Raw genomic sequence first — 24,020 nt, forward strand, 5'->3', positions numbered from 1 at the left:
AGGCAATTCTTCCAATGTGAGCTCCGATGAAGTCACTCGCCTTCAGGGTGAAATTCGCGCACTTGAAGATCAAGTAGATGCTTTGATGCAAACCCTTTCCCTGCCTGGTTCGCCAAGGCCAATAGTTCCTTGAACCGATGCGCAAGCATCCGGAACGATCTTTACCTTGTGGGCGTGAGCGTTTTGCAAGTTCACAGTGCCAACTTAGACTTGGTTACTCCCTGAGCCTCTTAATGCACCCGAAGCAGAGTAGCCGTTCCACCTTGAACCTTAGGGTTCAGGATGACGGCCTAGCGGCTAAGGCGGGGAATTCATGTTACTAAGTGATATCTTGATGCTGATGCTGTGTGGCGGCATCTCCGGCTACTTGGCTGGCCTCTTAGGAATCGGTGGCGGGATGATTCTGGTTCCCTTCATGATTCTGGTATTTAACCATCTCGGCTTTAGTCAGGAAGTTATCGTCCATATGGCGATTGCTACCGGCATGGCCACTATTTTATTTACTACAACCTCCGCAATTTGGGCGCATCACAAACACGGCTCAATTGATTGGAGGCTGGTTGCATCCTTAAGTCCTGGAATGGTTTTTGGCGGACTGATTGGTGGAAGTGAATTATTCGAAGCATTAAAAACCTCTTGGCTTTCATTCTTCTTTGCTCTTTTTGTTGTCTACACCTCTATCCAGATGTTACTCAATAAGAAACCTAAGGCAGGCAGAGAGTTGCCAAGCGCAGTAGGATTATTTTCTTTTGGGACATTTGCAGGAGGACTTGCAAGTCTAGTGGGGGCCGGTGGTGCCTTCATCACAGTGCCATTTATGCTCTGGTGCAATGTGAAGCCGCATACAGCAATGGCGACCTCATCAGGCTTAGGCTTCCCAATTGCAGCTGCCGCAACGATTGGCTATATGTATGGCAGTTGGGGCAACCCCAACCTACCGGCGGGATCTCTAGGTTTTGTTTATTTACCAGCAGTGGCGTGCATTGTGGTGGTGAGCATCTTTACAGCACCCCTGGGCGCCAAGATGGCCAGAAAACTCGATATTGCTCAACTCAAACGCGTCTTTGGCATCCTGCTTTTTTTCCTTGCAGCCTTCATGTTTAATGAAAGCCGCAAGGCATTTGGCTTTTAATTAAGCAGTGTATTGCTGACGCAAAATATTCTTTTGCACCTTACCCATAGCGTTACGAGGTAAATCAGCAACAATCTCAATACGCTTAGGAATCTTGAAGTTCGCAATTTGCGTTTTCAAGGTAGCGATCATCGCTTCAGCATTTAACTTTGCCCCAGCCTTTGGCACAACAACCGCCATCACTGCCTCACCAAAATCTGGATGCGGAATACCGATCACAGCGCTCTCATCAACACCAGGCATGTCATCAATAAAACTCTCAATTTCTTTTGGATAGACGTTATAGCCACCAGAGATAATTAAATCCTTGCTACGACCGACGATACATAAGTAGTCCTTAGGCGCCTTGCCACCATTGGCATCACCACCCCAACGACCAACGTCACCAGTTTTAAACCAGCCGTCTTTTGTAAATTCTTCAGCCGTCTTCTCAGGCATGCGCCAGTAGCCCTTAAATATATTTGGACCCTTTACCTGAATGCCACCAATTTCATCAACCTTGCAAGGCTTGCTGTCTTCGTTGACAACGCGCACCTTTACGCCAGGCAGAGGCAGGCCAACTGAACCGCCGACTCGCTTACCTTTGTAAGGATTAGAAACCAACATCACCGTCTCACTCATGCCATAACGCTCAAGGATAGGCTGGCCAATGACTTCTTTAAAGGTGTTAAATGTTTCTGTTAGCAAAGGTGCCGAGCCAGAGATGAACAAACGCATATTGCGCGCTACATTCTTATTGAAGCCTTTGTCAGCCAATAAGCGCACATAGAATGTTGGCACACCCATCATTACTGTAGATTGCGGCATATGCTTAATGAGTTGTGCGGTATCTAAACGCGGCAACCAAATCATTTTGCTACCATTAATCAAGGCGCCATGCGCTGCGACAAACAAGCCATGAACGTGGAAGATAGGCAAAGCGTGTAGCAATACATCACCTTTTTTCCAGCCCCAGAACTTTTGCAACACTTGCGCATTACTTCCTAGGTTTTTATGCGTCAACATTGCACCTTTGCTGCGACCCGTTGTACCAGAGGTATACAGAATGGCAGCAAGATCATCATCTTTTGCTGGAACAGTCTTGAATTTATCACTCAGGTTTGCAGCGCGCTCTAATAAAGTACCTGTCCGGTTCTCATCCAAAGTAAGAACATGCTTAGTGCCGGCCTTAGAAGCTACTTTGGATACCCATGAAAGATTCTTGCTGCTGCAAACAACTACAGCGGGCTCTGCATTCTCTAGGAAGTACTGGATTTCTGCAGATTGATAGGCGGTATTCAGCGGCAAGTACACATAGCCGGCACGAATGGTCGCCAGGTATAGGAAAAGGGCTTCAGGCGATTTTTCAACCTGTACTGCAACCCTCGCCCCTTTTGGCAACTTAAGACTGGTGAGTAAATTGGCAAGCTTTGCTGTTGCCGACTCTAGGTCACCCCATGAGTAATAGAGACCATCATGCGTCTCGAGAGCGCATGCTTTTTTATCTTTTGGAAAACCTTTTTCCAATTGTGAATACAAATTCATTCGAACCTCAAACCCCAGGGGTAATGTTTAATAAAAAATTCTTAATCTAATTTAGCGCCAGAAGCCTTAGCAACAGCAGCCCAACGCTTGATATCGGCATTCACGAACTTACCGAAAGCAGGACCCGTTAAATTAGGCGTATCAGAACCATTGTTAGTCCAAATGGTTTTCAACTCTGGAGTATTAATCGCTTTTTGAACTTCCACGATCATCCTGTCGATAATGGGCTGAGGAGTGCCTTTAGGAGCAAACAATCCATACCAGGTGGAAACTTCGTAACCTACTAAGCCAGATTCAGCAGCGGTAGGCACATCTGGAAATCCAGGAGCGCGCTTTTGAGAAGCTACTGCGATTGCCACGATAGAACCGTTTTTGATTTGCGCAGCAGAGGAACCCAAACCGTCAAACTCGATATCTACTTGGCCAGCGATGAGGTCTTGCATAGCCGGACCAGCGCCACGATACGGAATGTGGGTAATAAATGTTTTTGTCAGCATCTTGAACTGCTCTGCAGCCAAATGATGTGAGGAACCGTTGCCAGCACTTGCGTAATTAAACTTACCTGGATTCTTTTTGAGAAGCTCGATAAATTCTTTTAAATTCTTCACCTGAACATTCTTAGGATTGACAACAATCACCTGGGGTGGATTTGCCACCATTGCTACAGGGATAAAACTTTTCTCAATGTCGTAATCCAGGTTTGGATACATAGCCGGAGCGATTGCATGATGTGCAGCACCCATAAAGAAGGTGTAGCCATCAGGCGCAGCCTTAGCTGCAATAGAGGCGCCCAAGGTACCGCCAGCACCGCCACGGTTATCAATAATGATTTGCTTGCCAAGTTGTTTGGTCAGTTGCGCAGCCAAAGGTCTAGCGAAGGCGTCTGTTCCACCTCCAGCTGGAAATGGCACAACTACCGTGATCGGTTTATTTGGCCATTCTTGCGCCATGACCACCAAAGGTGCAGCAAAAACCAGGAACACGGCTTTCTTGATGATTGCCGATAGGCTTAATTGATTAAACATCGTTGTCTCCTCCACTCGCCACTGTTCATGGCTTAAATTCATTATTAATGCTGCTTATCCATCTAACGACTGTCTGGATCTAAGCGTCCAGCCATACATTAGACCCTAAAGTGAACCTCTTTGGACTCTGCCTTAGGGTACCCCCTACAAAACTATTCGCTAGGGAGCCATTAACTTACCTACTGCCCTTGAATACACGATCTCCCCGTTAGCAAATTTTTCATGGTTTTCTTCTACATTACCCAAGTCGTATAGATAATTCACCATTAAACCGGCCGACTGACGCAAGCCTTTACGAGATAAATCGCCCGCCCAATTCACTAAATGCAGTTTTGCCCCATTACCCAAATGGAATTTGGCTACAGGGTTGCCATTGCGGCCTGTTGAACCAAGGCCTAAATAAATAGAAGCCAGACAAAGCAGAGCTTCTTGCTCTTTTGGAGGGGCTAAATCAGGATGCCATCCAGCACTTAATTTTTCTGTCCAAGACTGTGAATCTAATTTGAGAGTTGCAAGAGCATGATCTCGTGCAGCCCTGAAGTTTGGCTTTAATTTCTCTGCCGGAACATCCTCACCCAAGTTTGCACCAGCAGATACCCAGTCCATAAATCCTGGAATTGGGGACAAGGTGACAAAAGTTTTTAGGCTAGGAAATTCTGCATGCAACTGTTCAGCAACGCGCTTAATTAAAAAGTTGCCCATTGAGACGCCGCGCAGACCTGGCTCACAGTTACTAATGGAATAGAAAACAGCAACTTTGTATTGTGATGGTTGATCAACTGTCTCCGCCTTTTTATCTACCAAAGGAGTAATGACTGTTGGAATTTCCGGCAATAAGGCTACTTCCACAAAGATTAAAGGCTCGCTAGGAAGCTGTGGATGAAAGAAAGCAAAGCAACGGCGATCAGGCTGCAGGCGACGGCGCAAGTCATCCCAGCCATCGATGGCATGCACTGCCTCGTGCTGGATCAATTTCTCCAAAACCTCTGCAGGTGATTTCCAATCGACACGATGCATCTTTAAAAATCCTGGATTAAACCAAGATGTAAGCAGATGACGCATATCAAAATCAACTGCAGCAAGCTCTGGCTTCTTATCTAAAAGCTGCAAAAGGTCGCGACGCATTTGCACTACCGCTGCAGTTCCGTGACCAGCACGATTCAAGCGACGAAATAATTCTTGCCTTGGTGATTCAGAAACCTTTTGCAAGAGAATGTAGTTACGAGCTGTAGCTTCTGCTGCAAAACTTTGCGCAGCTTTTAGTACTGCATCCACTTGAGGATTTAATTTCTCAAACAGGTAGGTAAAAAATGGAATGTGTTGGTCTTTGGCTAACTTGCGATAGTTATTAACGACATCATCTGCCATGCTGACGGCATTCGATTCGCCGCGCTCAGAAATCAAACGCTTAACGGCGTTATTGGCTTTTGACAGGTTGCGAGCTTTTGCTAACTTTTCGAGCATGTAATCTTTTCAAAAAAGAAAAACGACAAAAATCTGGACCAATTCAATTTATTACTCAGAACCCGTGAAATCAATTAAGTTAAATGAATAATTATTAACCTGAAGTTAAATGAAATTGTAGACGCTAAGCAAATTTTAGGGGTTGTTGCGATGCATCATGCGGGCTTCAGCTGCTAGAGCCAAGATATTCGGGTTTGATTCATTAGCCTGAAGATACATTAAGGCTATTCGTTGGGTGACCTGGTATTTGGGTAATAAGGGGGTAAATTCGATGGCATTGCCCATTAAGGCCTTTACCCTGCCGGGCAATAAAGATCTACCAAGGTCGCCAGAGACCATATTCATGAGGGAGAAGATATCTCCGACTTTCATCACCACGTTTGGCTTGAAGCCCGCGAGCTGAAAAGCTTCGTAAAACCCTGAGGTCGTGGCAAAGCCGTCTTGAAGGGTTAGAAATTTCTCATGCTGATATTCGGACAAATCAATATTGGCTGCGGCAGGCTTGCTAGCTTTTGAAGAAGCCAAGAATAGTTGGTCCTCAAAAAGAGAGACTACTTGCACGCCATCTGGCAGGTCTTTTGAGGGAACTGCAATGACCACCGCATCCACACTCCCCTCGGATAGTTTCTTCATTAAATCTTCATTCGAGCCCAGATATAAATCGATATCCAAATCAGGCCTGCGAATTTTGGTGCCCATAATCATTCGGGGAATGATGTTGGCAGTTAATGAGTACATAGAGCCCAAGCGGATTTGCCCAATCTCGACCCCTGCTTTAGCCCTGGTCTTTTTAAGGACGCGGTCTATGTCAACCAATAGGTCCGTACTGGCCTCCGCCAAATAAATAGCAGCAGGTAAAGACTTTAATTGCCGCCCTTCTTTAACAAATAAAGGGCAACCAACCCCTGACTCTAATGAATGCAATGCTTTGTGAATGCTCACTGAACTTAAATGCAATTCTTCTGCTGTTTTAGAAAGACTGCCAGTTCGCACGAATGAACAAAGAATTTCTAACTTCCGTAGCGTAATCTCTTCGTTCAGCATAAGTGAGCTACTTACTCTTAGATTGGAATACCGTCATCAGATAGACACCTAGCACCATCATCGGCACACACAACCATTGGCCCATCGACAAGCCTAGCCCTAGAAGACCCAAGAAAGAGTCTGGCTCACGAGCATATTCAGCCAAGAAACGACAAATGCCATAACCCAGCAAGAAGAATCCAGATACTTGACCTACACGTCTTGGCTTGCCCGCATAAATCCACAAAGCGATACCGAGCAATACACCTTCACCAAGCAGTTGGTAAATCTGTGAAGGATGACGTGGCACAGAGTCTACCAATGGAAATACCATCGCCCAAGGCAGATCAGTAGGCCTTCCCCATAACTCGCCATTAATAAAGTTTCCTAATCGACCAAATGCTAATCCAAAGGGAACTAGTGGAGCAACCAAATCACTCACTACAAAAAAACTAGTCTTGCGTTTTTTTGCAAACCAAAAAAGTGCGACTAGAACACCCAGCAAGCCGCCATGAAAAGACATGCCGCCTTCCCATATTTTGAAAATACTCAACGGGTGAGACCAGTAAAAGCCTGGCATATAAAAGAGGATATAGCCCAAGCGTCCACCAAGTACCACTCCTAGAACACCGGCAAAAAGTAGATCCTCAAGATCTTTATAAGTCCAACCCAAGGCCTGATAGCGAGAGGCTCGAATACGTAAACGGCCCAGCAGTAAAAACTGCACAAAAGCCATTAGATACATCAAGCCATACCAGTGAATTGCAAATGAACCAATCCGAATTGCTGCAGGATCAAACTGAGGATGAATCAACATTTGTCTTAGCTTTTGGATTGGTCAAAGTTATGTAGCTCATGGCCTAACTCGCGATAAGCTTTAAAGCGCTCGCGCCCTGCCAAGCGCTCTGCCTCATTAACCGTGACAACCTCAACAATTCTGGGGAAACGCGCCACGAGAGCAGACACATCTGCAGGCATACGCATGCCCAGATGAATCATGACATCAGCATGGGGAATATTGTTTAGGGCAGAAGAAGCAAAATCATCTGTCAAGACAATGGGTGTTTCTGCCGCAGCTTCATCATCTATAAAACAGTGTGGCAAAAAATCCGTGCTACTAAATGACCAAAGCAACTCGTTTAACTTTTGTAGATCAGCTTTCTCACCCACCATTACAATATTGCGTACAGGCTCCCCCTCGGGTGTAGCACTCCAAATTTTGCGTGTGAGGCGACAAGCATATTCCAGCTTGTCACTTACATTGCTATGAAAATCAATGCGTGCCATTCAGTATTTATCCAAAGTCCGGATTGCTTACTTGCGTTCAAGCAAGAAGTTCACCAAAAGCGGTACAGGGCGACCGGTAGAACCCTTAGCTGCCCCACTCTTCCAGGCTGTTCCAGCAATATCTAGGTGAGCCCATTTGTATTTCTCAGTAAAGCGCGATAAGAAGCAAGCCGCTGTCACGCTGCCAGCTGGACGCCCACCAATATTGGCAACATCCGCAAAGTTAGATTTAAGTTGCTCGTGATAAGCAGCATCTAAAGGCAAACGCCACACCGTATCTAATGATGCGTGGCCTGCTTTAGTAAGCTCACTCACCAGACTCTCATCCTCAGAAAACAAACCGCTATGCACATGACCCAAAGCAATGATGCAGGCACCAGTCAAAGTGGCAATATCGATCACCGCCGCTGGTTTAAAGCGTTCTACATAAGTCAGCGCATCACACAGAATGAGTCGACCTTCTGCATCCGTATTGAGAACCTCGATCGTTTGTCCTGACATGCTTTTCACAATATCGCCAGGACGAGTGGCTTGACCTGATGGCATATTTTCACAAGTTGGAATAACACCAATCACATTCTTTTTCAACTTCATCAAAGCAACTGAATACATGGTGCCAATAACTGAAGCGGCGCCACACATGTCGTACTTCATCTCATCCATCGCTTCGCCTGGCTTCAATGAGATGCCGCCGGTGTCAAAGGTAATACCCTTACCAACCAGCACAATCGGTGCTTCGCCTGCTTTACCACCTTGATGCCTCATCACAATAAACTGAGGCGGCGTGTCAGATCCTTTGGCAACCGATAAGAATGAGCCCATACCTAGAGCCTCGATTTGCTTGCGCCCAAGCACTTCAACTTTGAGGCTGGTTTTTTTGCTTAAGCCTTGGGCAGCCTTACCAAGATAGGTTGGTGTGCAGATGTTTGGAGGAAGATTGCCAAGATCCTTTGCCAAGTTCATGCCCTCAACCATGGATATACCCTGGTCAACTGCAGCCTTCAATTCTTTAGAGCAAGCATCGTTGCCGGCAAAGACTAAACTTTTGAAAGCATCGGCCTTGTCTTTAGCCTTAAATTTCATAGCCGGTTGACGCACACCGAAACGGTATGCCTGATCACCAGCATATTGAATAGTCAGGCGCACCTCTTCTGCAATAAAGTCCGCTTTGTGAGCGAGCGCAAAACTGGGAGTGAACCACAAGGCACTTTCAATGGATCCACCGCTGAGCTCTTTCAGAGCCGCCCGGGCAACTTTGGAATACGTAGTTAAGTTACGTTCACTAGCAAGATGCACATCTCCTAAACTCACTAGCAATACTCGTTTAGCTTTAACGCCATTGGTAGACCATGATTTTTCTGCGCGCAGCATGCATACCGATGCCTGCTTGGAATCCAAATCTCCCACAACGTTAGCGTGAGTAACTGAACCTCCAAGCATCAGATCAAGCTCTGGCAAAAATCCCGTTTTGACTTTGGCGCCCTTGCTGCCTGAGAAACTATCCAAGTCCCCCTTGGAATAAGCCAACACCAAACAGTCAGCGCTTAGGCTGAGCAAGGTTTTGAGGCTAGTTTTCTGGAGTTTTGGGCTCTGAAGGTCTGCTTGAGGGAAAATCTTGGTACTAAATTGAATTGTCATAATCTATTACGGTATTTTGGTCGATTCAAAAGGGAGGTAATTGCTAATTTGGGACGTTTATCCATTATCCTCCGACATGAGATTAACTTCCCTTATCAACAATATAAGCCATTTGTAATCCCCAATAACCTCACCAATCCAGACCCTTATCTCACATGATTTTTAAACAGGCCCTTCGCCGCGAACTCAGTTTTACGACTGGCGGGGTCTTTTTGGTCTTAGTCACCATTATGGTGACTACCTTGGTAATTCGAATTTTGGGTTTTGCGGCCAATGGCGCAGTCAATCCTGAAGACGCACTAGTTTTGATTGCCTTGGCTACCTTAGGTTATCTTGCCGTTCTTTTGACGGTTTCTCTATTTGTTGCCACCCTAATCGTTTTAGTTCGCTGGTATAAAGATTCAGAAATGATTGTTTGGTTTGCTAGCGGCTTAAGCGTTACAAATCTTATTCGCCCCATCCTGCAATTTGCTACGCCTCTCATCATCATCATTGCCTTACTTGCTCTTTTTGTCTGGCCCTGGGCAAATCGTGAGTCCACTTTAATTAGTCAGCGCTTTCAGCAACGTGATGATGTATCTATGGTGAGCGCGGGTCAATTTAAAGAATCTGCAAAAGCAGAACGCGTCTTTTTTATTGAAGAGCTTGATATTGACAAGAGTGAGGTAAAGAATATCTTCGTAGCTGACTCTAAGAATGGTCGCCTGAGTATTGCAGTCTCCTCAACTGGCTTTATCCAAAATTCCGCAGGTGGCGAGAAATCCATCGTGCTACATAACGGCAGACGCTATGAGGGACAGCCCACCCAGCCCGATTTTAGGATTCTTGAATTTAATGAATACAGCACCAAGATCCGCAGTAAGGAATCATTAGCACCAGCGCCGCGAGACCGAGAAAAGACGATTACCGAACTCTTAAATGATCCGAATCCTGCATCCACCAATCCTAATCGCGCCGAGTTGCTCTGGCGTATCGGCCTACCGTTGATGGCATTAGGCCTGGTACTAATTGCGATACCGCTTGCTTATGTGAATCCTCGTCTTGGTAATTACACTGCGATGTTCTATGCGGTCTTAATTTACTTAATCTATAGCAACCTTCTTAACCTGACGCAAAATTTTGTCTCACAAGGCAAGGTCGGCGTTTTTGTTGCAATCTGGCCTATTCATTTGCTTGCGCTCTTGATTGCAACGGCTTTAATTCGTAATCGTATTAATCCTTCTTTGAAGTGGTGGCGTCGTCAGCTACCTGCTTCTATGGCAACCAAATGAAGCTGCTCTTTCCTTATATTTATGAGCGCTATCTAGCCAAGCAGATCTATGCTGCTTTTGGTTTTATCTTATTTGCCTTGGTGACTTTATTTTTGTTCTTTGATATCTTGAGCGAGCTCGGCTCCGTCCAGGGCGCCTACACCCTTCCCTTGGCGCTACTGCATGTGCTGTTAAAGGCTCCGAGTCGCATCTCAGAAATCATTCCGATTGCAGGTTTGATTGGCAGTATCTACGTATTTGCCATGCTAGCTAGTCAGTCTGAGTTCACAATTTTGCGCATCGCTGGTCTAGACGTTAAGCGCGGCCTCATCACCCTGACTAAGATTTCCTTGCCATTGATTGCCCTTACTCTCATCATGAGTGAATGGGTCGGCCCTTACACCGAAGCGAAATCTGATCAGATTCGCATGAAAGCTATGGGCTCTGCCTACTCATCCCAATTTAGAACCGGCGTTTGGGTAAAAGATCGCTTGCGTGATGAAGATGGTAGCGGCCCGGTTCGCCCCGGGGTGCGCTATGTCAACGTAGGCAAGGTCGACAAAGATAATGAAATCAGAAATATCCGCATGTATGAGTTTGATGACAGCTATCACCTCCTATCGATTCGGAGCGCGGTGTCAGGGCAATTCGATGAAACTGGTATCTGGGTTTTAAATGACGTCACTGAAACGCGTTTTAAAGAAACAAAGCAATCAGATCCACTAAATCCTGTTTTTTCTGCGCAAACGTTTACGCACCCCATAGTGACGTTGGAATCAGAAGTCACCCCACAAATTTTGAGCGTGCTATTAATTAGCCCCGAAAAAATGTCGATTGTGAGCTTAGGTCGTTTTATTTCTCATCTGCGTGATAACAAGCAGGATGCGCAGCGACATTCAATCGCGTTCTGGAAAAAGGTGATTTATCCATTTACTATTTTTGTGATGCTGACACTAGCGCTACCCTTCGCCTATTTGAAGGTGCGTGCCGGCAGTGTTGGCATTAAGGTATTCGGTGGAATCATGCTTGGCATGAGCTTTCAGCTATTTAACTCGCTGTTCTCTAATGTGGGACTCCTGGGCTCATGGCCAGCGCTGCTCACAGCCCTAATCCCGCCAATGCTGTACTTCCTCTTAGCACTCATTGGACTGCGCTGGGTTTCCAAGGCTTAATACCCAAAAATCATTTAGAATTTGATTCCTATATCGTTGTAGATATATAGATAGGAATCCACATGAACCTGCACCAATTTCGTTTTGTTCGGGAAGCCGTTCGGCAAAACTTCAATTTAACGACCGCTGCAAAGGCGCTCTTTACTTCTCAGCCCGGGGTATCTAAGGCGATTATCGAATTAGAAGATGAATTAGGCGTGGAGATCTTTCGCCGGCATGGCAAACGCATTCGCTCCCTGACTGAACCTGGCAAACGCATTTTGAGTTCAATTGAGCGCATCCTCGATGAGGTTGAAACTCTGAAAAGAGTCGGCAAGGATTTCGCTAGTCAAGATCAAGGAAGCTTTGTGATTGCAACAACGCATACACAAGCGCGCTACGCACTACCAAAGGTGCTTACTGAATTTACTAAACGCTTTCCAAAAGTGAAGGTCAGTATTCAACAGGGTAGTCCCGGTCAAATTGCTGAATTACTCACACACGATCGCGCTGACATTGCCATTGCAACTGAGGGAATTGCCAATACCCCAGGCGTCCTAGCCCTGCCAGGCTATCAATGGCAGCACGTACTCATGGTGCCATTAAGCCATCCACTCCTGAATCAAGCCACTCTGACGCTTGAAGAGATTGCCAAGTACCCCATCATTACCTATGACAAAGCATTTGCAGGCCGTAGCAAGATTGATGCAGCCTTTGCACAAAGAAATATCAAGCCAGATATTATTTTGGAAGCGATCGATGCTGACGTGATTAAGACCTATGTAGAAACAGGCATGGGTATCGGCATTGTTGCGGGTCATGCTTATGATCCAGATCGAGATCGCAATCTCAAAGTCATTCCTGCAGGACACTTGTTTGGAAACAATGTGACGCATCTAGGCGTAAAACAAGGCGCCTATCTCAGGTCTTTTGTGTACACCTTCATTGAGCTCTTCTCACCAACGCTCACCAAGAAGATTGTTGAGCAGGCAATGAATAACGAGTCAGAGACTTACGAAATTTAGTCTGATTAAGAATTAACTTGAGAAATCTCAAAGACAGAACAGTCTTTGAGTGGTGCCTCGGGGCGGACTCGAACCGCCACGCCTTGCGGCACCGGATTTTGAGTCCGGCACGTCTACCAATTCCATCACCGAGGCAGGTGTTTGCAGTGGAAATTCTGCTTACTTTGCTACTTTGTTACTGCTAAGACAAGAGAGTGTAACAAAAAATGGTCAGATACCCCCTACTCTGGGTCTAGAACCCCTTAAAATGAGGTCTTCTAGCCAAATTATTAAAAGGACTTACCCGTATGGCCGGCCATTCGAAATGGGCCAATATTCAGCACCGCAAAGGTCGTCAGGACGAGAAACGCGGCAAGATTTGGACCAAACTCATTAAAGAAATTACTGTAGCCGCTAAATTAGGCGGCGGCGACATTGCTACAAACCCACGTTTACGTCTGGCTATTGATAAAGCTAAAGACTCCAATATGCCGAACGATAACGTACAAAGAGCGATTCAGCGTGGTACCGGCTCACTCGAGGGCGTGAACTACGAAGAGATTCGTTACGAAGGCTACGGCATTAATGGTGCAGCGATCATTGTTGATTGCTTAACCGATAACCGCACTCGTACTGTTGCAGAAGTTCGCCACGCTTTTAATAAGAATGGCGGCAATATGGGTGCAGAAGGTTCAGTTGCATTCTTATTCAAACATTGCGGACAGATGTTGTTTGCACCGGGCACTAGCGAAGATCAACTAATGGAAGTGGCATTAGATGCTGGCGCTGAAGATGTCATCACTCATGATGATGGATCTTTAGAAGTGCTCTCCCCTGTACCTGATTTTTCTAAAGTGCAAGATGCCATTAGCAAAGCAGGCCTCAAGCCTGAGTTAGCAACTGTTGCCATGCGTCCCGAGACCGAGATTGCCTTGGAAGGTGATCAAGCAGAAAGTATGCAGAAGTTATTGGATGCACTTGAGAACTTAGATGACGTTCAAGAAGTATTTACGAACGCCGCACTTTAATTTTTTGGTTACTTACTACAGATAGCTTGTTATGAAAATTCTACTTATTGGATCTGGCGGACGTGAACACGCCCTAGCTTGGAAGTTAGCCCAATCCCCCCAAGTGCAAACGGTTTATGTTGCCCCAGGCAATGGTGGCACAGCCACTGCTAAGCAAACTGCTGCAGGTATTGAGAACTTACCTATCACTGGATTGCAAGAGCTAGCTGACTTTGCTAAGCGTGAGAAGATTCATTTAACAGTTGTCGGCCCAGAGGCTCCACTTGCTGCTGGCATCGTTGATGTATTCCGCAACAATGGCTTGCGTATTTTTGGTCCAACGCAATTAGCAGCGCAACTAGAGTCTTCCAAAGACTTTTCTAAAGCGTTTATGAAGCGTCATGGCATTCCAACGGCGGATTACCAAACCTTTTCTAACGCACTCGAGGCTCATGCCTACATTGATGCCAAAGGTGCGCCGATTGTGATTAAAGCCGATGGTCTGGCAGCTGGCAAGGGTGTTGTAGTAGCAATGAGCCTGGAAGAAGCGCACGCTGCCGTTGACATGATGTTGGCAGATAACAAATTAGGCAATGCCGGTGCCCGCGTAGTGATAGAAGAATTCCTGACTGGTGAAGAGGCGAGTTTTATTGTTCTCGTAGATGGAAAGAATGTTTTAGCTTTGGCAACCAGCCAAGATCACAAGCGTTTGTTAGATGCCGATCAAGGGCCTAATACTGGCGGTATGGGTGCTTACTCTCCTGCTCCAGTAGTGACGCCGGAAATTCATGCGCGTGCATTACGTGAAGTGATCATGCCAACGGTTAAAGGCATGAAGGCGGACGGGATTCCCTATACCGGTTTCCTGTATGCGGGCTTAATGATCACGCCTGACGGTAAGATCAAGACCCTTGAATTTAATTGCCGCATGGGTGACCCAGAAACACAGCCTATCATGACCCGCTTACGGAGTGATCTCGTCAATGCGCTTGATCATGCAGTCGATGGCACGCTCGATGAAGTTGAGCTGGAATGGGATCGTCGCACTGCCTTAGGTGTTGTGCTGGCTGCCCATAACTACCCTGACACTCCGCGCGCTGGCGATGTCATTACCGGTATCCCAGCTGATACCGAAGATCAAATTACTTTCCATGCTGGTACGAAACTACAAGATGGCAAAGTGGTGACATCGGGTGGACGAGTGATGTGTGTGGTTGGTCTTGCTGACACTGTGCGTGGCGCTCAACAAAAAGCATACGAAGCGATCGATCACATCAAGTTCGACGGCATGCAATATCGTAAAGATATTGGCTACCGCGCAATTAAGTAAATCCATAAAGTTAAAACGCCTTGTCAGATCAACATACCCAAATTGATATCAACGCCTTAAAAGAATATTTTTTAGGCTTGCAAGATCGCATCACCATTGCAATGAGCGCTTTGGATGGCAAGGTCTTTGTTGCTGATGAATGGCACAAGCCTGAAGACAGCAAACTCAAGGGATATGGCCGCACCTGTATTTTGGATGGCGGCAATATCCTAGAAAAAGGTGGTGTAGGTTTCTCGCACGTACGCGGCGATCAAATGCCGCCTTCAGCATCGCATCACCGCCCAGAGGTAGCAGGCCGTAGCTTTGAAGCAATGGGTGTCTCATTAGTGTTCCATCCGAATAATCCCAAAGTACCCACCACCCATATGAATGTGCGCTGCTTTATTGCGCAAGCACCTGACAAAGAGCCGGTATGGTGGTTTGGCGGCGGCTTTGACCTTACCCCTTATTACGGCGTTGATGAAGACTGCAAGCACTTTCATCAAACTGCTAAAGATGCTTTAGATCCCTTTGGCGAAGAACTCTATCCTCGCTTTAAAAAATGGTGTGACGAATACTTCTACTTAAAGCATCGTGAAGAGCCTCGCGGTATTGGTGGTGTTTTCTTTGATGACTTTAATGAGCTCGGTTTTGAGAAAAGCTTTGCGATGACTCGTGCGGTCGGTGATGCATTTATCGATGCATACCTCCCAATCGTGCAGCGCCGCTATCAAGATGGCTTTACCCCTGAAGAAAAGTCTTTCCAAGAATATCGTCGCGGCCGTTATGTTGAGTACAACCTCATTTTTGATAGAGGGACCATCTTTGGCCTCCACTCGGGTGGTCGCACTGAGTCCATTCTGATGTCAATGCCACCAGTGGTGCAATGGTGGTACAACTGGCAGCCAACACCTGGTACACAAGAGGCTAAGTTATACGACTATTACCTCAAGCCACGCGATTGGCTAGCTTGAGCGCCCTACCTTTGAATACTGCAAAAAAAATTGGCATTCTTGGGGGCACCTTTGATCCCCCTCATGTTGGTCACCTGAAACTAGCAACGCATTTTGCCAAGCTGTTGCACTTGGACGCGCTGCTACTGATTCCGAGTGGTGAGCCATGGCAAAAGGGAACTGGCATCACTCCTGCAGAAATGCGTTTTAAGTTAACTGAAGCTGCCGGCATAGATTTGGCAAGAGCATTCTTGTATCTCAAGATCGCTACTCAAGTAGGTATCGACCGCATGGAGATCGATCGTGCTGGACCAAGCTATGCAATCGATACAGTTAAAGCCTTACGAGAGCGATTTGGAGCAAATGCTAGCCTAACTTGGTTGATGGGGACAGATTCCTTAGTGGCATTACCCAGCTGGAACTCCTGGGAAAAGCTGAGTCAATATGTCAATTTTGCCGTTGCAACTAGACCGCATCATGATTTGAGGGCACAAATTAACCCCGAACTCAGTACCGAGGTGAGTGGCTTCTTAAAAGAACATCAAACATCGGACGCTACCGCTCTTGAAAATAGCCCCTCAGGCCTCATATACATCGATGAAAGCCTGAATGTTGATCTATCCTCTACCGAGTTACGAGATCGCCTCAAATCCAGCTTCAGAAGCGCTGTAGCGTCTGAGCAAATCCCAACCCACACCCTAGAAATCATTACAAATCTGGGCTTGTATCAGTAATCAAGCTAAGATCACCCTAATTAGAAAATTATTGTCGAGAAAATATGGACTTACGTAAATTACAACGCGTCGTGATTGATGCCCTAGAAGATGTCAAAGCACAGGATATCCGTGTGTATGACACCACTAAATTAAGCGAATTATTCGATCGTGTGATCATCGCCACCGGTTCAAGCAATCGTCAAACCCGTTCTTTGGCAATGTCTGTCAAAGAAGAGGTGAACGCCAAAGGCGGCGAAGTGATCTCTATTGAAGGTTTAGAAACTGGCGAATGGGTATTAGTAGACTGCGGCGATATCGTTGTGCATATTCTGCAACCGATGCTGCGCTCTTACTACCAGCTTGAAGGCATGTGGGGCGCCAAACCCGTACGCGTCAAATTAGCTGGTGAAAAAGGTCTAGTTAAGGCCAGCGAATCTGAAGACGACGAGTAATTTCGTCATCACTTGCAGCAATGCGACTCACCATAGTTTCAGTTGGTCATAAGATGCCCGAGTGGGTTGCAACCGCAACCCATGACTACATCAAAAGAATGCCTGCAGATTGCAGCATTGAAATAAAAGAAATCAAGCCTGACCTTACGCCTGCTAAAGAGGCTATCAAAATTGCTGCAGCTATTCCCAAAGGCTCCAGGGTAATTGCTTTGGATGAACGCGGCAAAGATCAAACTACACAGAACTTAGCTACCCAACTTGCCAGCTGGCGCCAAGAGGGCTTTGATATTACCTTCCTAATCGGTGGTGCAGATGGCTTGGACGCAAGCTTAAAGACTGCTTCCCAAGCGATGTGGCGCCTGTCTAGCCTTACCCTTCCCCATGCGATGGCCAGAGTATTGTTGGTGGAACAACTCTATCGAGCCTGGACCATTCTCCAAGGCCACCCATACCATCGTGAATAAGTAAATAAATCCTGTGCATTCTTTTATATATCTCGCCTCGCAGAGTCCTCGTCGCCAAGAGCTCTTAAAGCAAATCGGTATTTGCTTTGAAATGCTTCTACCCAATCCCGATGAAGATAGTGAAAGTATTGAAACTCCCTTGCCGAATGAAAAAGCGCGCGCCTATGTAGAGCGCGTTACCTTGGCAAAAAGTGCTGCGGCACTTTCTAGATGGCAAAACAGTGGTTTACCTTGGGCCCCCATACTCTGCGCCGATACTACCGTTAGCTTACCGAATAGTGCGGATGGAGAAATTCTGGGCAAGCCAGTTGATGCAGCCGATGCTGCGCGTATTTTGAACATGCTGAGCGGCAAAGCACATGAAGTGCTCAGCTCAGTAGCTATTACCGTTAACCCAAATGAAAAACCCATACAACTTGTACAGGTATCTGAAGTTCAGTTTGCTCACTTATCTTCTGAACAAATTAACACTTATATCGCTAGCGGCGAACCCTATGGTAAGGCCGGGGCCTATGGCATTCAGGGTCTAGGAGGCGCTTTTATTCCCTCAATTCGGGGGAGTTATAGCGGTATCATGGGTCTACCTATTTATGAAACCCAGCTTTTACTAGACCGCGCCCAAGTCCGCAGCATATGAACGAAGAAATACTGATCAATATCACCCCGCAAGAAACGCGAGTTGCTTTAATTCAGCAGGGCGCAGTTCAAGAGTTGCAGATTGAGCGCACTCGTCAACGAGGCATTGTCGGCAACATCTATTTAGCTAAAGTAGCGCGTGTATTGCCAGGTATGCAATCTGCATTTATCGAAATTGGCCTTGAACGCACCGCATTTATGCACGTTGCAGATATCACCCAAAATAATCCTCAGGCACAAATTGAAAAATTATTGTTTGAGGGGCAAACACTGCTGGTACAAGTATTAAAAGATCCTTTGGGCACCAAAGGCGCTCGCCTGACAACCCAGCTAAGTATTGCTGGTCGTAATTTAGTTTATTTGCCACCCGCAGGCAGCGACACTGCAACTGAAAAATATATCGGCGTCTCTCAGCGCATTGATCAACCTGAAGAGCGTGAGGCGATTAAAGCTCGCCTTGCTAGCCTCATGGCTGCTGATGAAAAAGGCGGGATTATTGTCCGCACCAGTGCTCAAGACGCATCTGACACTGAACTTCAGCATGACATGCTTTACCTACGCACCACCTGGGAAAACATTCATGCAGCAATGAAAAACAACCCAGCCCCCACCCTACTCTATCAAGACCTCAGTCTTGCTGAGCGAGTATTGCGTGATGTTGCCGGGGAAGAGACCACCCAAATTCGGGTGGATTCTGCTGAAAATTTCGAGAAGCTCAAAGCCTTCACTAATGCCTACATGCCCAATCTCTTAGGCAAGCTCACACTCCATCGTGGCGAGCGTGCGTTGTTTGACTTATTTGACGTGGATGCTGAGATCAATAAGGCTCTCGGTCGCCGAGTAGATTTAAAGTCCGGCGGATATCTCATGATTGATCAAACGGAGTCTATGACAACGATTGATGTCAATACTGGCAGTTATGTTGGCGCACGCAATCTTGATGACACCGTCTTTAAAACCAATCTAGAAGCTGCCCAAGCGATTGCTCGCCAACTCCGCTTACGCAATCTAGGTGGGATCATCATCATCGATTTCATTGATATGGTTGGCAAAGACCATCAAGAATCAGTTTTGCATGAACTCAAGCGTAACCTAGAGCGTGATCATGCACGTACCTCAGTCAGCGATTTTTCTGCTTTGGGTTTAGTAGAAATGACTCGCAAACGCACTCGTGAGTCGTTAGCCCATATCACCTGTGAGCCATGCGCTACCTGCCTTGGCAAGGGTGAGATTAAAACTGCACAGACAATTTGTTACGAGATTTTGCGAGAAATCGTGCGAGAGCACCGCCAATTTAATCCACGAGAATTTAGAATTGTGGCCGCACCCGATGTGATTGATTTATTTCTGGAAGAAGAAAATCAATTCTTGGCACAGCTCGGTGACTTCATTGGTAAGCCGATTACCCTCCAAGCTGAGGGTAGCTTCCGTCAAGAACAATACGATATTGTTCTCAGTTAAATTTTCTGAATTTTCCTGAACTTTATTAAGCGTTAGAGAACTGAATGCGATGCAAATTCGCATACAAGCCGTCTTGCTTAATTAATTCTGCGTGGGAACCATTTTCAACAATCTTGCCATGCTCAAGCACCACAATTCGGTCGGCATGTTCAATTGTTGATAAACGGTGAGCAATCACCAAAGTGGTTCTGTTGGCCATTAATCTATCCAAAGCTTCCTGCACCTGACGCTCAGACTCAGAATCCAATGCTGAAGTTGCTTCATCCAAAATCAAAATAGGGGCATCTTTATAGATTGCCCTTGCAATAGCCATACGCTGACGCTGTCCACCAGACAAGCGATTGCCGTTATCGCCCACTACCGAATCAATACCTTCAGGCAACTCTTTAATCAGTGAGCTCAGATTGGCTGCTTCCAAAGCCTCCATGACGCGCCCACGATCAACACCATTTTGATCGTTGGCACCATAGGCGACGTTAGCAGCAATCGTATCGTTAAAGAGAATAACATCCTGGCTCACAAAAGAAATCTGGCGTCGTACATCTGCCAACACAATATTTTCTAAAGGCATGTCATCTAAATAAATGTGGCCGCTAGTTGGTCTATAGAAACGCGGCAGTAAATTGACGAGCGTAGATTTACCACCACCCGAGGGGCCGACGAAAGCTACAACTTCACCTGGCTTGATGTTGAGATTGATATTGCGCAAAGCATCTTTTCGCCCTGCCTCTTGTTGATAGGAGAAGCCAACATCATCAAAACGAATGGCGCCTTTTGCCTTATTGAGCGACTTCATATTTTGCTTGCGCTCATCATCCTCTTCAAAAGGCTGATCCATCAATCCAAAAATCATTTCGGCAGCAGTCAATCCACGCTGCAAGGGTTGGTTGATATCAGCCAAATGCTTTAAGGGAGAGATCACCAACATCATTGCAGTAATAAATGCCGCAAAACCCCCGACAGTAGTGCCTTCAGTGGCAGATTGCATCAATGCGATGACTAGCACTACAGATAAAGCCATAGAGGCAATCAACTGAGTAATTGGCTGGTTTAAACCACCCGCCACTGCTGACTTCAAAGCAAACTGACGCGCACGCTCAGCCTTTTGCTTAAAGCGATTCATTTCGTACTCTTCTGCGCCGTGGACCTTAACTATCTTATATCCCGCAGCTGCCTCTTCCACAATATAAGCAAGCTCACTGGTGAGCGTTTGCTGCTCTCTATTCAGCGATCTTAGGCGGCGATTAATTTTGCTCATGATGAATGCAATCACGGGGAAAATAAACAAGACAACCAATGTCAATTGCCAGTTTAAATAGATGAGGTAACCCATTAAACCGATTACAGTGAGCGAATCACGCACCAAACTAATTAACATTCCACCCATGATGGAAAGAACATTATTTACTTCAAAGACAACTGCATTTATGAGATTGGATGCAGAGTTCTGCTGAAAAAAAGTGGTCTTTGCATGCAATAGTGTTTGAAACATTTGCTCACGTAATTTCAATAAAACCGCATTAATTACGCGAGTTAATAGATAGTTGGATAAAAATTGGGCCAAACTGCGAACCAAGGCCAGGCCAACTAAAAAAACGGGGACTTGCCAGAGCTTGCTATTGAGCTGTCCAGTAAAGCCACGGTCTAGCAAAGGCTTCATCAGGGCCGGAATGGAGGTTTCGGCGCCAGCCACTAATGCCATGGCCAAAAGCGACCCAATAATCAAGCCGTAATGGGGCTTGAGATAGGTAATTAAGCGATTTAGGGCAGTACGGTCTTGAGCATTCATATAATGAATTATGCCCACCTTATCAGTCATACTCATCACCCGCAATGAAGAGGCCAATTTGGACGATTGTCTAGCCTCCTTAGAGGGAATCGCCCAACAGATCGTGGTGGTCGATACCAATAGCTCTGATCGCACCCTAGAAATAGCCAAAAATCATGGGGCAACCATATCCCAGCCTGCGGATTGGCCTGGTTTTGGCCCCCAAAAGAATCGCGCCCTAGACCTCGCTACCGGTGAGTGGGTTCTATCTTTGGATGCTGATGAACGACTGACCCCTGCCCTCAAGTCAGAGATTCTGACGGCGATTCATCATAGTGCCCATGTGGATTGTTTTGCGATTCCCAGGTTATCTTGGTATTGCGGTCGCTTTATCCGCCACTCTGGGTGGAGCCCCGATTATGTAGATCGCCTCTTTAAGCGTGGCACCGCTCGCTTCTCGGATGATCTCGTTCATGAGCGCCTCGTCCCTAACGGTCGGGTTGCAAAACTAGAGAACCCCATGTTGCATTACAGCTTCATGAACTATTCACAAGTTCTGCAAAAGCTAGATCGATATTCCACAGCATCAGCAGAGCAAGCCTTTGCCAAAGGTAAAACCAGCAGCCCTCTTAAGGCGGTTTTGCATGGTGTCTGGGCGTTTATCCGCACTTACATTATTCGTGCAGGCTTTTTGGATGGTGCACAAGGATTTGCTTTAGCAGTATCGAATGGCCAAGGCACATATTACCGATACATTAAGCTGTGGCATCTGAATCAGGAAGCCTGTAAATGATTTCTGTTTTATTGGCCACATACAACTGGCCACAAGCACTCAAGCTTTGTCTGGAATCGCTGTCCACTCAAACCGATCAAGACTTTGAAATCATTATTGCCGATGATGGTTCCGCTGAGAGTACACAGCGCCTCATTGAAACAATCAAAGCCACACATCCGATCTCAATCACACATCTCTGGCAAGAAGATCAGGGCTTTCGAAAAACCAAGATTTTGAACCAAGCAATAGCTGCTGCCCATGGAGACTATTTGGTTTTCCTGGATGGTGACTGCATCGTACAACCAGACTTTATAGCTCGTCATCGTCAATTGGCTCAAAAGGGGTGTCTTGTTACCGGCAGTAGAGTCTTGCTTAATGAAAGCCTCACCCAAGAATTACTCACTTTGCCCCATTGGAGTTTTCAGTCGTTTTGCGCAGGTCTATTCAGTAAGCGCCTTGCTGGTGGCATCAACAAATACTGGCCCCTAAAGATAAAGTTGGGCAATGGCTCTTGGCGAGATTACCAAAAATTTGTCTGGCGTCGTATTAAGGGATGCAATATGGCCTGCTGGAAGGCTGATGCCGAAGCAATTGCAGGTTTTGATGAAACCATGACAGGCTGGGGTCACGAAGACGCAGACTTTATCTTCCGCTTGCAACACCATGGTATTCGCCGTAAATCTGGCTCATGGTCGACAGAAGTACTACACCTCTTTCATAAGATTCATGATCAAAGCAATGCTGCCGAGAATGCTCGTCGTGTGCGTGAGAAGATTTTAGCTAAGGTGCTTTAAGCATCCCAATAACGATGACTACTTACTCCAAGCTCAAGCCTAAAAAAGTACTCTTTATTGCCACCAGGCAAATTGGAGACGTGCTAGTAACAACACCTCTGATTAGCAAAGCTAGAGAGTTGTGGCCTGATGCGGAGTTTCATTTCTTGGGATACCGCGGCAAGCTGGAGATGCTGCATGGCAATCCCGATATTGCTGAGGTGATTGAAACCTCTGATCGACCTGGTTTTGGTGAATATCTCTCTCTTTTTAATCGCCTGTTTCAGCGTTATGACTTGGCTGTTGTGACGCAACCCAGTGATCGTGCCTACCTTTATGGTTTAGTGGCAGGCTTTAGAAGAGTGGGCGTGCTTGGTGGCCACCCTCAAGGTAAAGATGCGCAAGATCAACAAAAAAGAAGTAAGAGCGAGAAGCAAAATGCTTGGAAGAAATTCATCTGCATGCATACGGTAGATGTTGACTACTTTAATCAGCATGTCATTACAGAAAAACTGCGCCTACTAGAGCCCTTCTTTCAAAATCACTCTGAACTTTTTGCTAAGCCGATTTCAGTTACTCCACCTGCTGGAGAACCCTTAACACCTGTCATTGCCAACGAACTCAAGCAACCTTATGTTGTTGTACACCCAGGGCCGCTCACTGCCTACAAACGTTGGCCGCTCGCTTATTGGCAGGTACTCATTACTTGGCTGGTAAAGCAAGGCTTCCAGGTGGTGTTAAGTGCGTCCCCAGCAAAGCAAGATGTGCAACTCAATCACGACATCATTTCTTTACTGGATGATGAAAGTAAAAAACAGGTCGTCAACGCGGCAGGTAAATTATCGATTCCGCAGGCAGGCACCCTTATTCGCAGCGCTGCTTTGTATATTGGAGTGGATACCTCGATTACCCATTTGGCCGCGGCGTGCAATATCCCAACGATTACCCTATTCGGCGCTACTCCACCTACGAACTTTGGCCCTTGGCCAAATGGGTTTATTGGTGAGCAGCCCTATCAGTTGCGCGCCCGCTCCCAAACTGTTGGTAATGTCACTATCTTGCAGGGCCCCGGTGAATGCGTTCCCTGCCGTAAGGCGGGATGCTTAGATAAGGCAGATAGTTACAGTGAGTGTTTAGATTTACTAGAGCCTGGGCAAGTCATCGAGGCTATTGGGAAAGTATTGGCGAACTAAATCAAACATCAATAC

Annotated in this window: 22 protein-coding genes, 1 tRNA gene, 1 other RNA gene and 1 pseudogene; 16 read left to right on the top strand and 9 right to left on the bottom strand. The window is 46.4% G+C overall.

Annotated elements, in window-relative coordinates:
• The first annotated feature begins 94 nt into the window (after positions 1 to 94).
• Both ssrS and ICN20_RS01020 read left to right on the top strand, forming a co-directional pair.
• Positions 95 to 313, top strand: a non-coding RNA gene (gene ssrS, locus ICN20_RS01015) — 6S RNA.
• Positions 314 to 1,132 (top strand): sulfite exporter TauE/SafE family protein, encoded by an 819-nt coding sequence (locus tag ICN20_RS01020; RefSeq protein WP_216237622.1) that lies wholly within the window; start codon positions 314 to 316, stop codon positions 1,130 to 1,132.
• On the opposite strand, the gene ICN20_RS01025 is transcribed toward ICN20_RS01020, so the two are convergent.
• The 7 genes from ICN20_RS01025 to ICN20_RS01055 all read right to left on the bottom strand — a co-directional run bounded on the left by ICN20_RS01025 (position 1,133) and on the right by ICN20_RS01055 (position 9,093).
• On the bottom strand, positions 1,133 to 2,656 hold the full coding sequence (locus tag ICN20_RS01025; RefSeq protein WP_216237623.1) for a malonyl-CoA synthase: 1,524 nt from the start codon (positions 2,654 to 2,656) through the stop codon (positions 1,133 to 1,135).
• Between the two features lie 41 nt (positions 2,657 to 2,697).
• Positions 2,698 to 3,681 carry a tripartite tricarboxylate transporter substrate binding protein gene (locus ICN20_RS01030; protein ID WP_216237626.1) on the bottom strand — a complete coding sequence of 328 codons (984 nt, stop codon included), beginning with the start codon at positions 3,679 to 3,681 and terminating at the stop codon, positions 2,698 to 2,700.
• 159 nt (positions 3,682 to 3,840) lie between these two features.
• Complete coding sequence (locus ICN20_RS01035; RefSeq protein ID WP_216237628.1) at positions 3,841 to 5,145, bottom strand: malonyl-CoA decarboxylase; 1,305 nt, start codon at positions 5,143 to 5,145, stop codon at positions 3,841 to 3,843.
• Between the two features lie 135 nt (positions 5,146 to 5,280).
• Positions 5,281 to 6,189 (bottom strand): LysR substrate-binding domain-containing protein, encoded by a 909-nt coding sequence (locus ICN20_RS01040; RefSeq protein WP_216237631.1) that lies wholly within the window; start codon positions 6,187 to 6,189, stop codon positions 5,281 to 5,283.
• Between the two features lie 7 nt (positions 6,190 to 6,196).
• Positions 6,197 to 6,985 carry a prolipoprotein diacylglyceryl transferase gene (lgt, locus tag ICN20_RS01045; RefSeq protein WP_216237633.1) on the bottom strand — a complete coding sequence of 263 codons (789 nt, stop codon included), beginning with the start codon at positions 6,983 to 6,985 and terminating at the stop codon, positions 6,197 to 6,199.
• A 5-nt stretch (positions 6,986 to 6,990) separates the two neighbouring features.
• Positions 6,991 to 7,455, bottom strand: a complete 465-nt coding sequence (locus ICN20_RS01050) for a DNA polymerase III subunit chi (protein WP_216237635.1) — start codon at positions 7,453 to 7,455, stop codon at positions 6,991 to 6,993.
• Positions 7,456 to 7,482: 27 nt separating this feature from the next.
• Positions 7,483 to 9,093, bottom strand: a complete 1,611-nt coding sequence (locus tag ICN20_RS01055) for a leucyl aminopeptidase (protein ID WP_216237636.1) — start codon at positions 9,091 to 9,093, stop codon at positions 7,483 to 7,485.
• A 155-nt stretch (positions 9,094 to 9,248) separates the two neighbouring features.
• Between ICN20_RS01055 and lptF the strand changes: the two genes are divergently transcribed.
• The 3 genes from lptF (at position 9,249) to ICN20_RS01070 (ending at position 12,519) form a co-directional block, all read left to right on the top strand.
• Positions 9,249 to 10,364 carry an LPS export ABC transporter permease LptF gene (gene lptF, locus ICN20_RS01060; RefSeq protein ID WP_216237638.1) on the top strand — a complete coding sequence of 372 codons (1,116 nt, stop codon included), beginning with the start codon at positions 9,249 to 9,251 and terminating at the stop codon, positions 10,362 to 10,364.
• Positions 10,361 to 11,515 carry an LPS export ABC transporter permease LptG gene (gene lptG / locus ICN20_RS01065; RefSeq protein WP_216237639.1) on the top strand — a complete coding sequence of 385 codons (1,155 nt, stop codon included), beginning with the start codon at positions 10,361 to 10,363 and terminating at the stop codon, positions 11,513 to 11,515. Before lptF ends, lptG begins: the two co-directional genes overlap by 4 nt.
• Positions 11,516 to 11,577: 62 nt before the next feature.
• Positions 11,578 to 12,519, top strand: a complete 942-nt coding sequence (locus ICN20_RS01070; protein ID WP_216237641.1) for a CysB family HTH-type transcriptional regulator — start codon at positions 11,578 to 11,580, stop codon at positions 12,517 to 12,519.
• 50 nt (positions 12,520 to 12,569) lie between these two features.
• Here the strand turns inward: ICN20_RS01070 and ICN20_RS01075 are convergent.
• Positions 12,570 to 12,654, bottom strand: a tRNA-Leu gene (locus ICN20_RS01075).
• A 152-nt stretch (positions 12,655 to 12,806) separates the two neighbouring features.
• On the opposite strand from ICN20_RS01075, the gene ICN20_RS01080 reads away from it, so the two are divergent.
• The 8 genes and pseudogenes from ICN20_RS01080 to rng all read left to right on the top strand — a co-directional run bounded on the left by ICN20_RS01080 (position 12,807) and on the right by rng (position 19,496).
• A complete protein-coding gene (locus tag ICN20_RS01080; protein ID WP_216237644.1) occupies positions 12,807 to 13,526 on the top strand; it encodes a YebC/PmpR family DNA-binding transcriptional regulator in 720 nt (239 codons plus the stop codon).
• A 31-nt stretch (positions 13,527 to 13,557) separates the two neighbouring features.
• Entirely contained in the window at positions 13,558 to 14,835 is a 1,278-nt protein-coding gene (gene purD, locus ICN20_RS01085; RefSeq protein WP_216237649.1) for a phosphoribosylamine--glycine ligase, read from the top strand.
• A 41-nt stretch (positions 14,836 to 14,876) separates the two neighbouring features.
• On the top strand, positions 14,877 to 15,788 hold the full coding sequence (gene hemF / locus ICN20_RS01090; protein WP_216240109.1) for an oxygen-dependent coproporphyrinogen oxidase: 912 nt from the start codon (positions 14,877 to 14,879) through the stop codon (positions 15,786 to 15,788).
• A gap of 11 nt (positions 15,789 to 15,799) precedes the next feature.
• Positions 15,800 to 16,501 carry a nicotinate-nucleotide adenylyltransferase gene (locus tag ICN20_RS01095; protein ID WP_255534591.1) on the top strand — a complete coding sequence of 234 codons (702 nt, stop codon included), beginning with the start codon at positions 15,800 to 15,802 and terminating at the stop codon, positions 16,499 to 16,501.
• Between the two features lie 44 nt (positions 16,502 to 16,545).
• Positions 16,546 to 16,932: pseudogene (rsfS, locus tag ICN20_RS01100) on the top strand (ribosome silencing factor); the annotation flags it as partial.
• Positions 16,933 to 16,955: 23 nt separating this feature from the next.
• Positions 16,956 to 17,399 carry a 23S rRNA (pseudouridine(1915)-N(3))-methyltransferase RlmH gene (gene rlmH / locus ICN20_RS01105; protein ID WP_216237656.1) on the top strand — a complete coding sequence of 148 codons (444 nt, stop codon included), beginning with the start codon at positions 16,956 to 16,958 and terminating at the stop codon, positions 17,397 to 17,399.
• 13 nt (positions 17,400 to 17,412) lie between these two features.
• Positions 17,413 to 18,036 (top strand): Maf family nucleotide pyrophosphatase, encoded by a 624-nt coding sequence (locus tag ICN20_RS01110; RefSeq protein ID WP_216237658.1) that lies wholly within the window; start codon positions 17,413 to 17,415, stop codon positions 18,034 to 18,036.
• Positions 18,033 to 19,496 carry a ribonuclease G gene (gene rng / locus ICN20_RS01115; RefSeq protein WP_216237661.1) on the top strand — a complete coding sequence of 488 codons (1,464 nt, stop codon included), beginning with the start codon at positions 18,033 to 18,035 and terminating at the stop codon, positions 19,494 to 19,496. Before ICN20_RS01110 ends, rng begins: the two co-directional genes overlap by 4 nt.
• A gap of 25 nt (positions 19,497 to 19,521) precedes the next feature.
• Here rng and msbA read toward each other — a convergent pair whose 3' ends face one another.
• Positions 19,522 to 21,285 (bottom strand): lipid A export permease/ATP-binding protein MsbA, encoded by a 1,764-nt coding sequence (gene msbA, locus ICN20_RS01120; RefSeq protein ID WP_216237663.1) that lies wholly within the window; start codon positions 21,283 to 21,285, stop codon positions 19,522 to 19,524.
• A gap of 10 nt (positions 21,286 to 21,295) precedes the next feature.
• On the opposite strand from msbA, the gene ICN20_RS01125 reads away from it, so the two are divergent.
• From ICN20_RS01125 to ICN20_RS01135, 3 genes are read left to right on the top strand one after another with little or no spacing between them, the layout of a single operon-like run.
• Positions 21,296 to 22,057, top strand: coding sequence for a glycosyltransferase family 2 protein (locus ICN20_RS01125; protein ID WP_216237666.1), 762 nt, complete (start codon positions 21,296 to 21,298; stop codon positions 22,055 to 22,057).
• A complete protein-coding gene (locus tag ICN20_RS01130) occupies positions 22,054 to 22,833 on the top strand; it encodes a glycosyltransferase family 2 protein (RefSeq protein ID WP_216237668.1) in 780 nt (259 codons plus the stop codon). The genes ICN20_RS01125 and ICN20_RS01130 overlap by 4 nt, the downstream gene beginning before the upstream one ends.
• Positions 22,834 to 22,847: 14 nt before the next feature.
• Positions 22,848 to 24,005, top strand: coding sequence for a glycosyltransferase family 9 protein (locus ICN20_RS01135; RefSeq protein ID WP_216237674.1), 1,158 nt, complete (start codon positions 22,848 to 22,850; stop codon positions 24,003 to 24,005).
• Positions 24,006 to 24,020 lie beyond the last annotated feature (15 nt).

Source organism: Polynucleobacter sp. JS-Polo-80-F4, assembly GCF_018881965.1.
In the GTDB taxonomy this organism is placed as follows: domain Bacteria; phylum Pseudomonadota; class Gammaproteobacteria; order Burkholderiales; family Burkholderiaceae; genus Polynucleobacter.

Bases quoted from the DNA above. Each gene is read 5' to 3' on its own strand.
- rng (WP_216237661.1), top strand. From the start codon at position 18,033: ATGAACGAAGAAATACTGATCAATATCACCCCGCAAGAAACGCGAGTT.
- purD (WP_216237649.1), top strand. From the start codon at position 13,558: ATGAAAATTCTACTTATTGGATCTGGCGGACGTGAACACGCCCTAGCT.
- lgt (WP_216237633.1), bottom strand. From the start codon at position 6,985: ATGTTGATTCATCCTCAGTTTGATCCTGCAGCAATTCGGATTGGTTCA.
- rlmH (WP_216237656.1), top strand. From the start codon at position 16,956: ATGCGACTCACCATAGTTTCAGTTGGTCATAAGATGCCCGAGTGGGTT.
- ICN20_RS01025 (WP_216237623.1), bottom strand. From the start codon at position 2,656: ATGAATTTGTATTCACAATTGGAAAAAGGTTTTCCAAAAGATAAAAAA.
- ICN20_RS01135 (WP_216237674.1), top strand. From the start codon at position 22,848: ATGACTACTTACTCCAAGCTCAAGCCTAAAAAAGTACTCTTTATTGCC.
- ICN20_RS01130 (WP_216237668.1), top strand. From the start codon at position 22,054: ATGATTTCTGTTTTATTGGCCACATACAACTGGCCACAAGCACTCAAG.
- msbA (WP_216237663.1), bottom strand. From the start codon at position 21,285: ATGAATGCTCAAGACCGTACTGCCCTAAATCGCTTAATTACCTATCTC.
- ICN20_RS01125 (WP_216237666.1), top strand. From the start codon at position 21,296: ATGCCCACCTTATCAGTCATACTCATCACCCGCAATGAAGAGGCCAAT.
- ICN20_RS01055 (WP_216237636.1), bottom strand. From the start codon at position 9,093: ATGACAATTCAATTTAGTACCAAGATTTTCCCTCAAGCAGACCTTCAG.
- ICN20_RS01040 (WP_216237631.1), bottom strand. From the start codon at position 6,189: ATGCTGAACGAAGAGATTACGCTACGGAAGTTAGAAATTCTTTGTTCA.
- ICN20_RS01080 (WP_216237644.1), top strand. From the start codon at position 12,807: ATGGCCGGCCATTCGAAATGGGCCAATATTCAGCACCGCAAAGGTCGT.
- ICN20_RS01020 (WP_216237622.1), top strand. From the start codon at position 314: ATGTTACTAAGTGATATCTTGATGCTGATGCTGTGTGGCGGCATCTCC.
- lptG (WP_216237639.1), top strand. From the start codon at position 10,361: ATGAAGCTGCTCTTTCCTTATATTTATGAGCGCTATCTAGCCAAGCAG.
- ICN20_RS01070 (WP_216237641.1), top strand. From the start codon at position 11,578: ATGAACCTGCACCAATTTCGTTTTGTTCGGGAAGCCGTTCGGCAAAAC.
- ICN20_RS01050 (WP_216237635.1), bottom strand. From the start codon at position 7,455: ATGGCACGCATTGATTTTCATAGCAATGTAAGTGACAAGCTGGAATAT.
- lptF (WP_216237638.1), top strand. From the start codon at position 9,249: ATGATTTTTAAACAGGCCCTTCGCCGCGAACTCAGTTTTACGACTGGC.
- ICN20_RS01035 (WP_216237628.1), bottom strand. From the start codon at position 5,145: ATGCTCGAAAAGTTAGCAAAAGCTCGCAACCTGTCAAAAGCCAATAAC.
- ICN20_RS01030 (WP_216237626.1), bottom strand. From the start codon at position 3,681: ATGTTTAATCAATTAAGCCTATCGGCAATCATCAAGAAAGCCGTGTTC.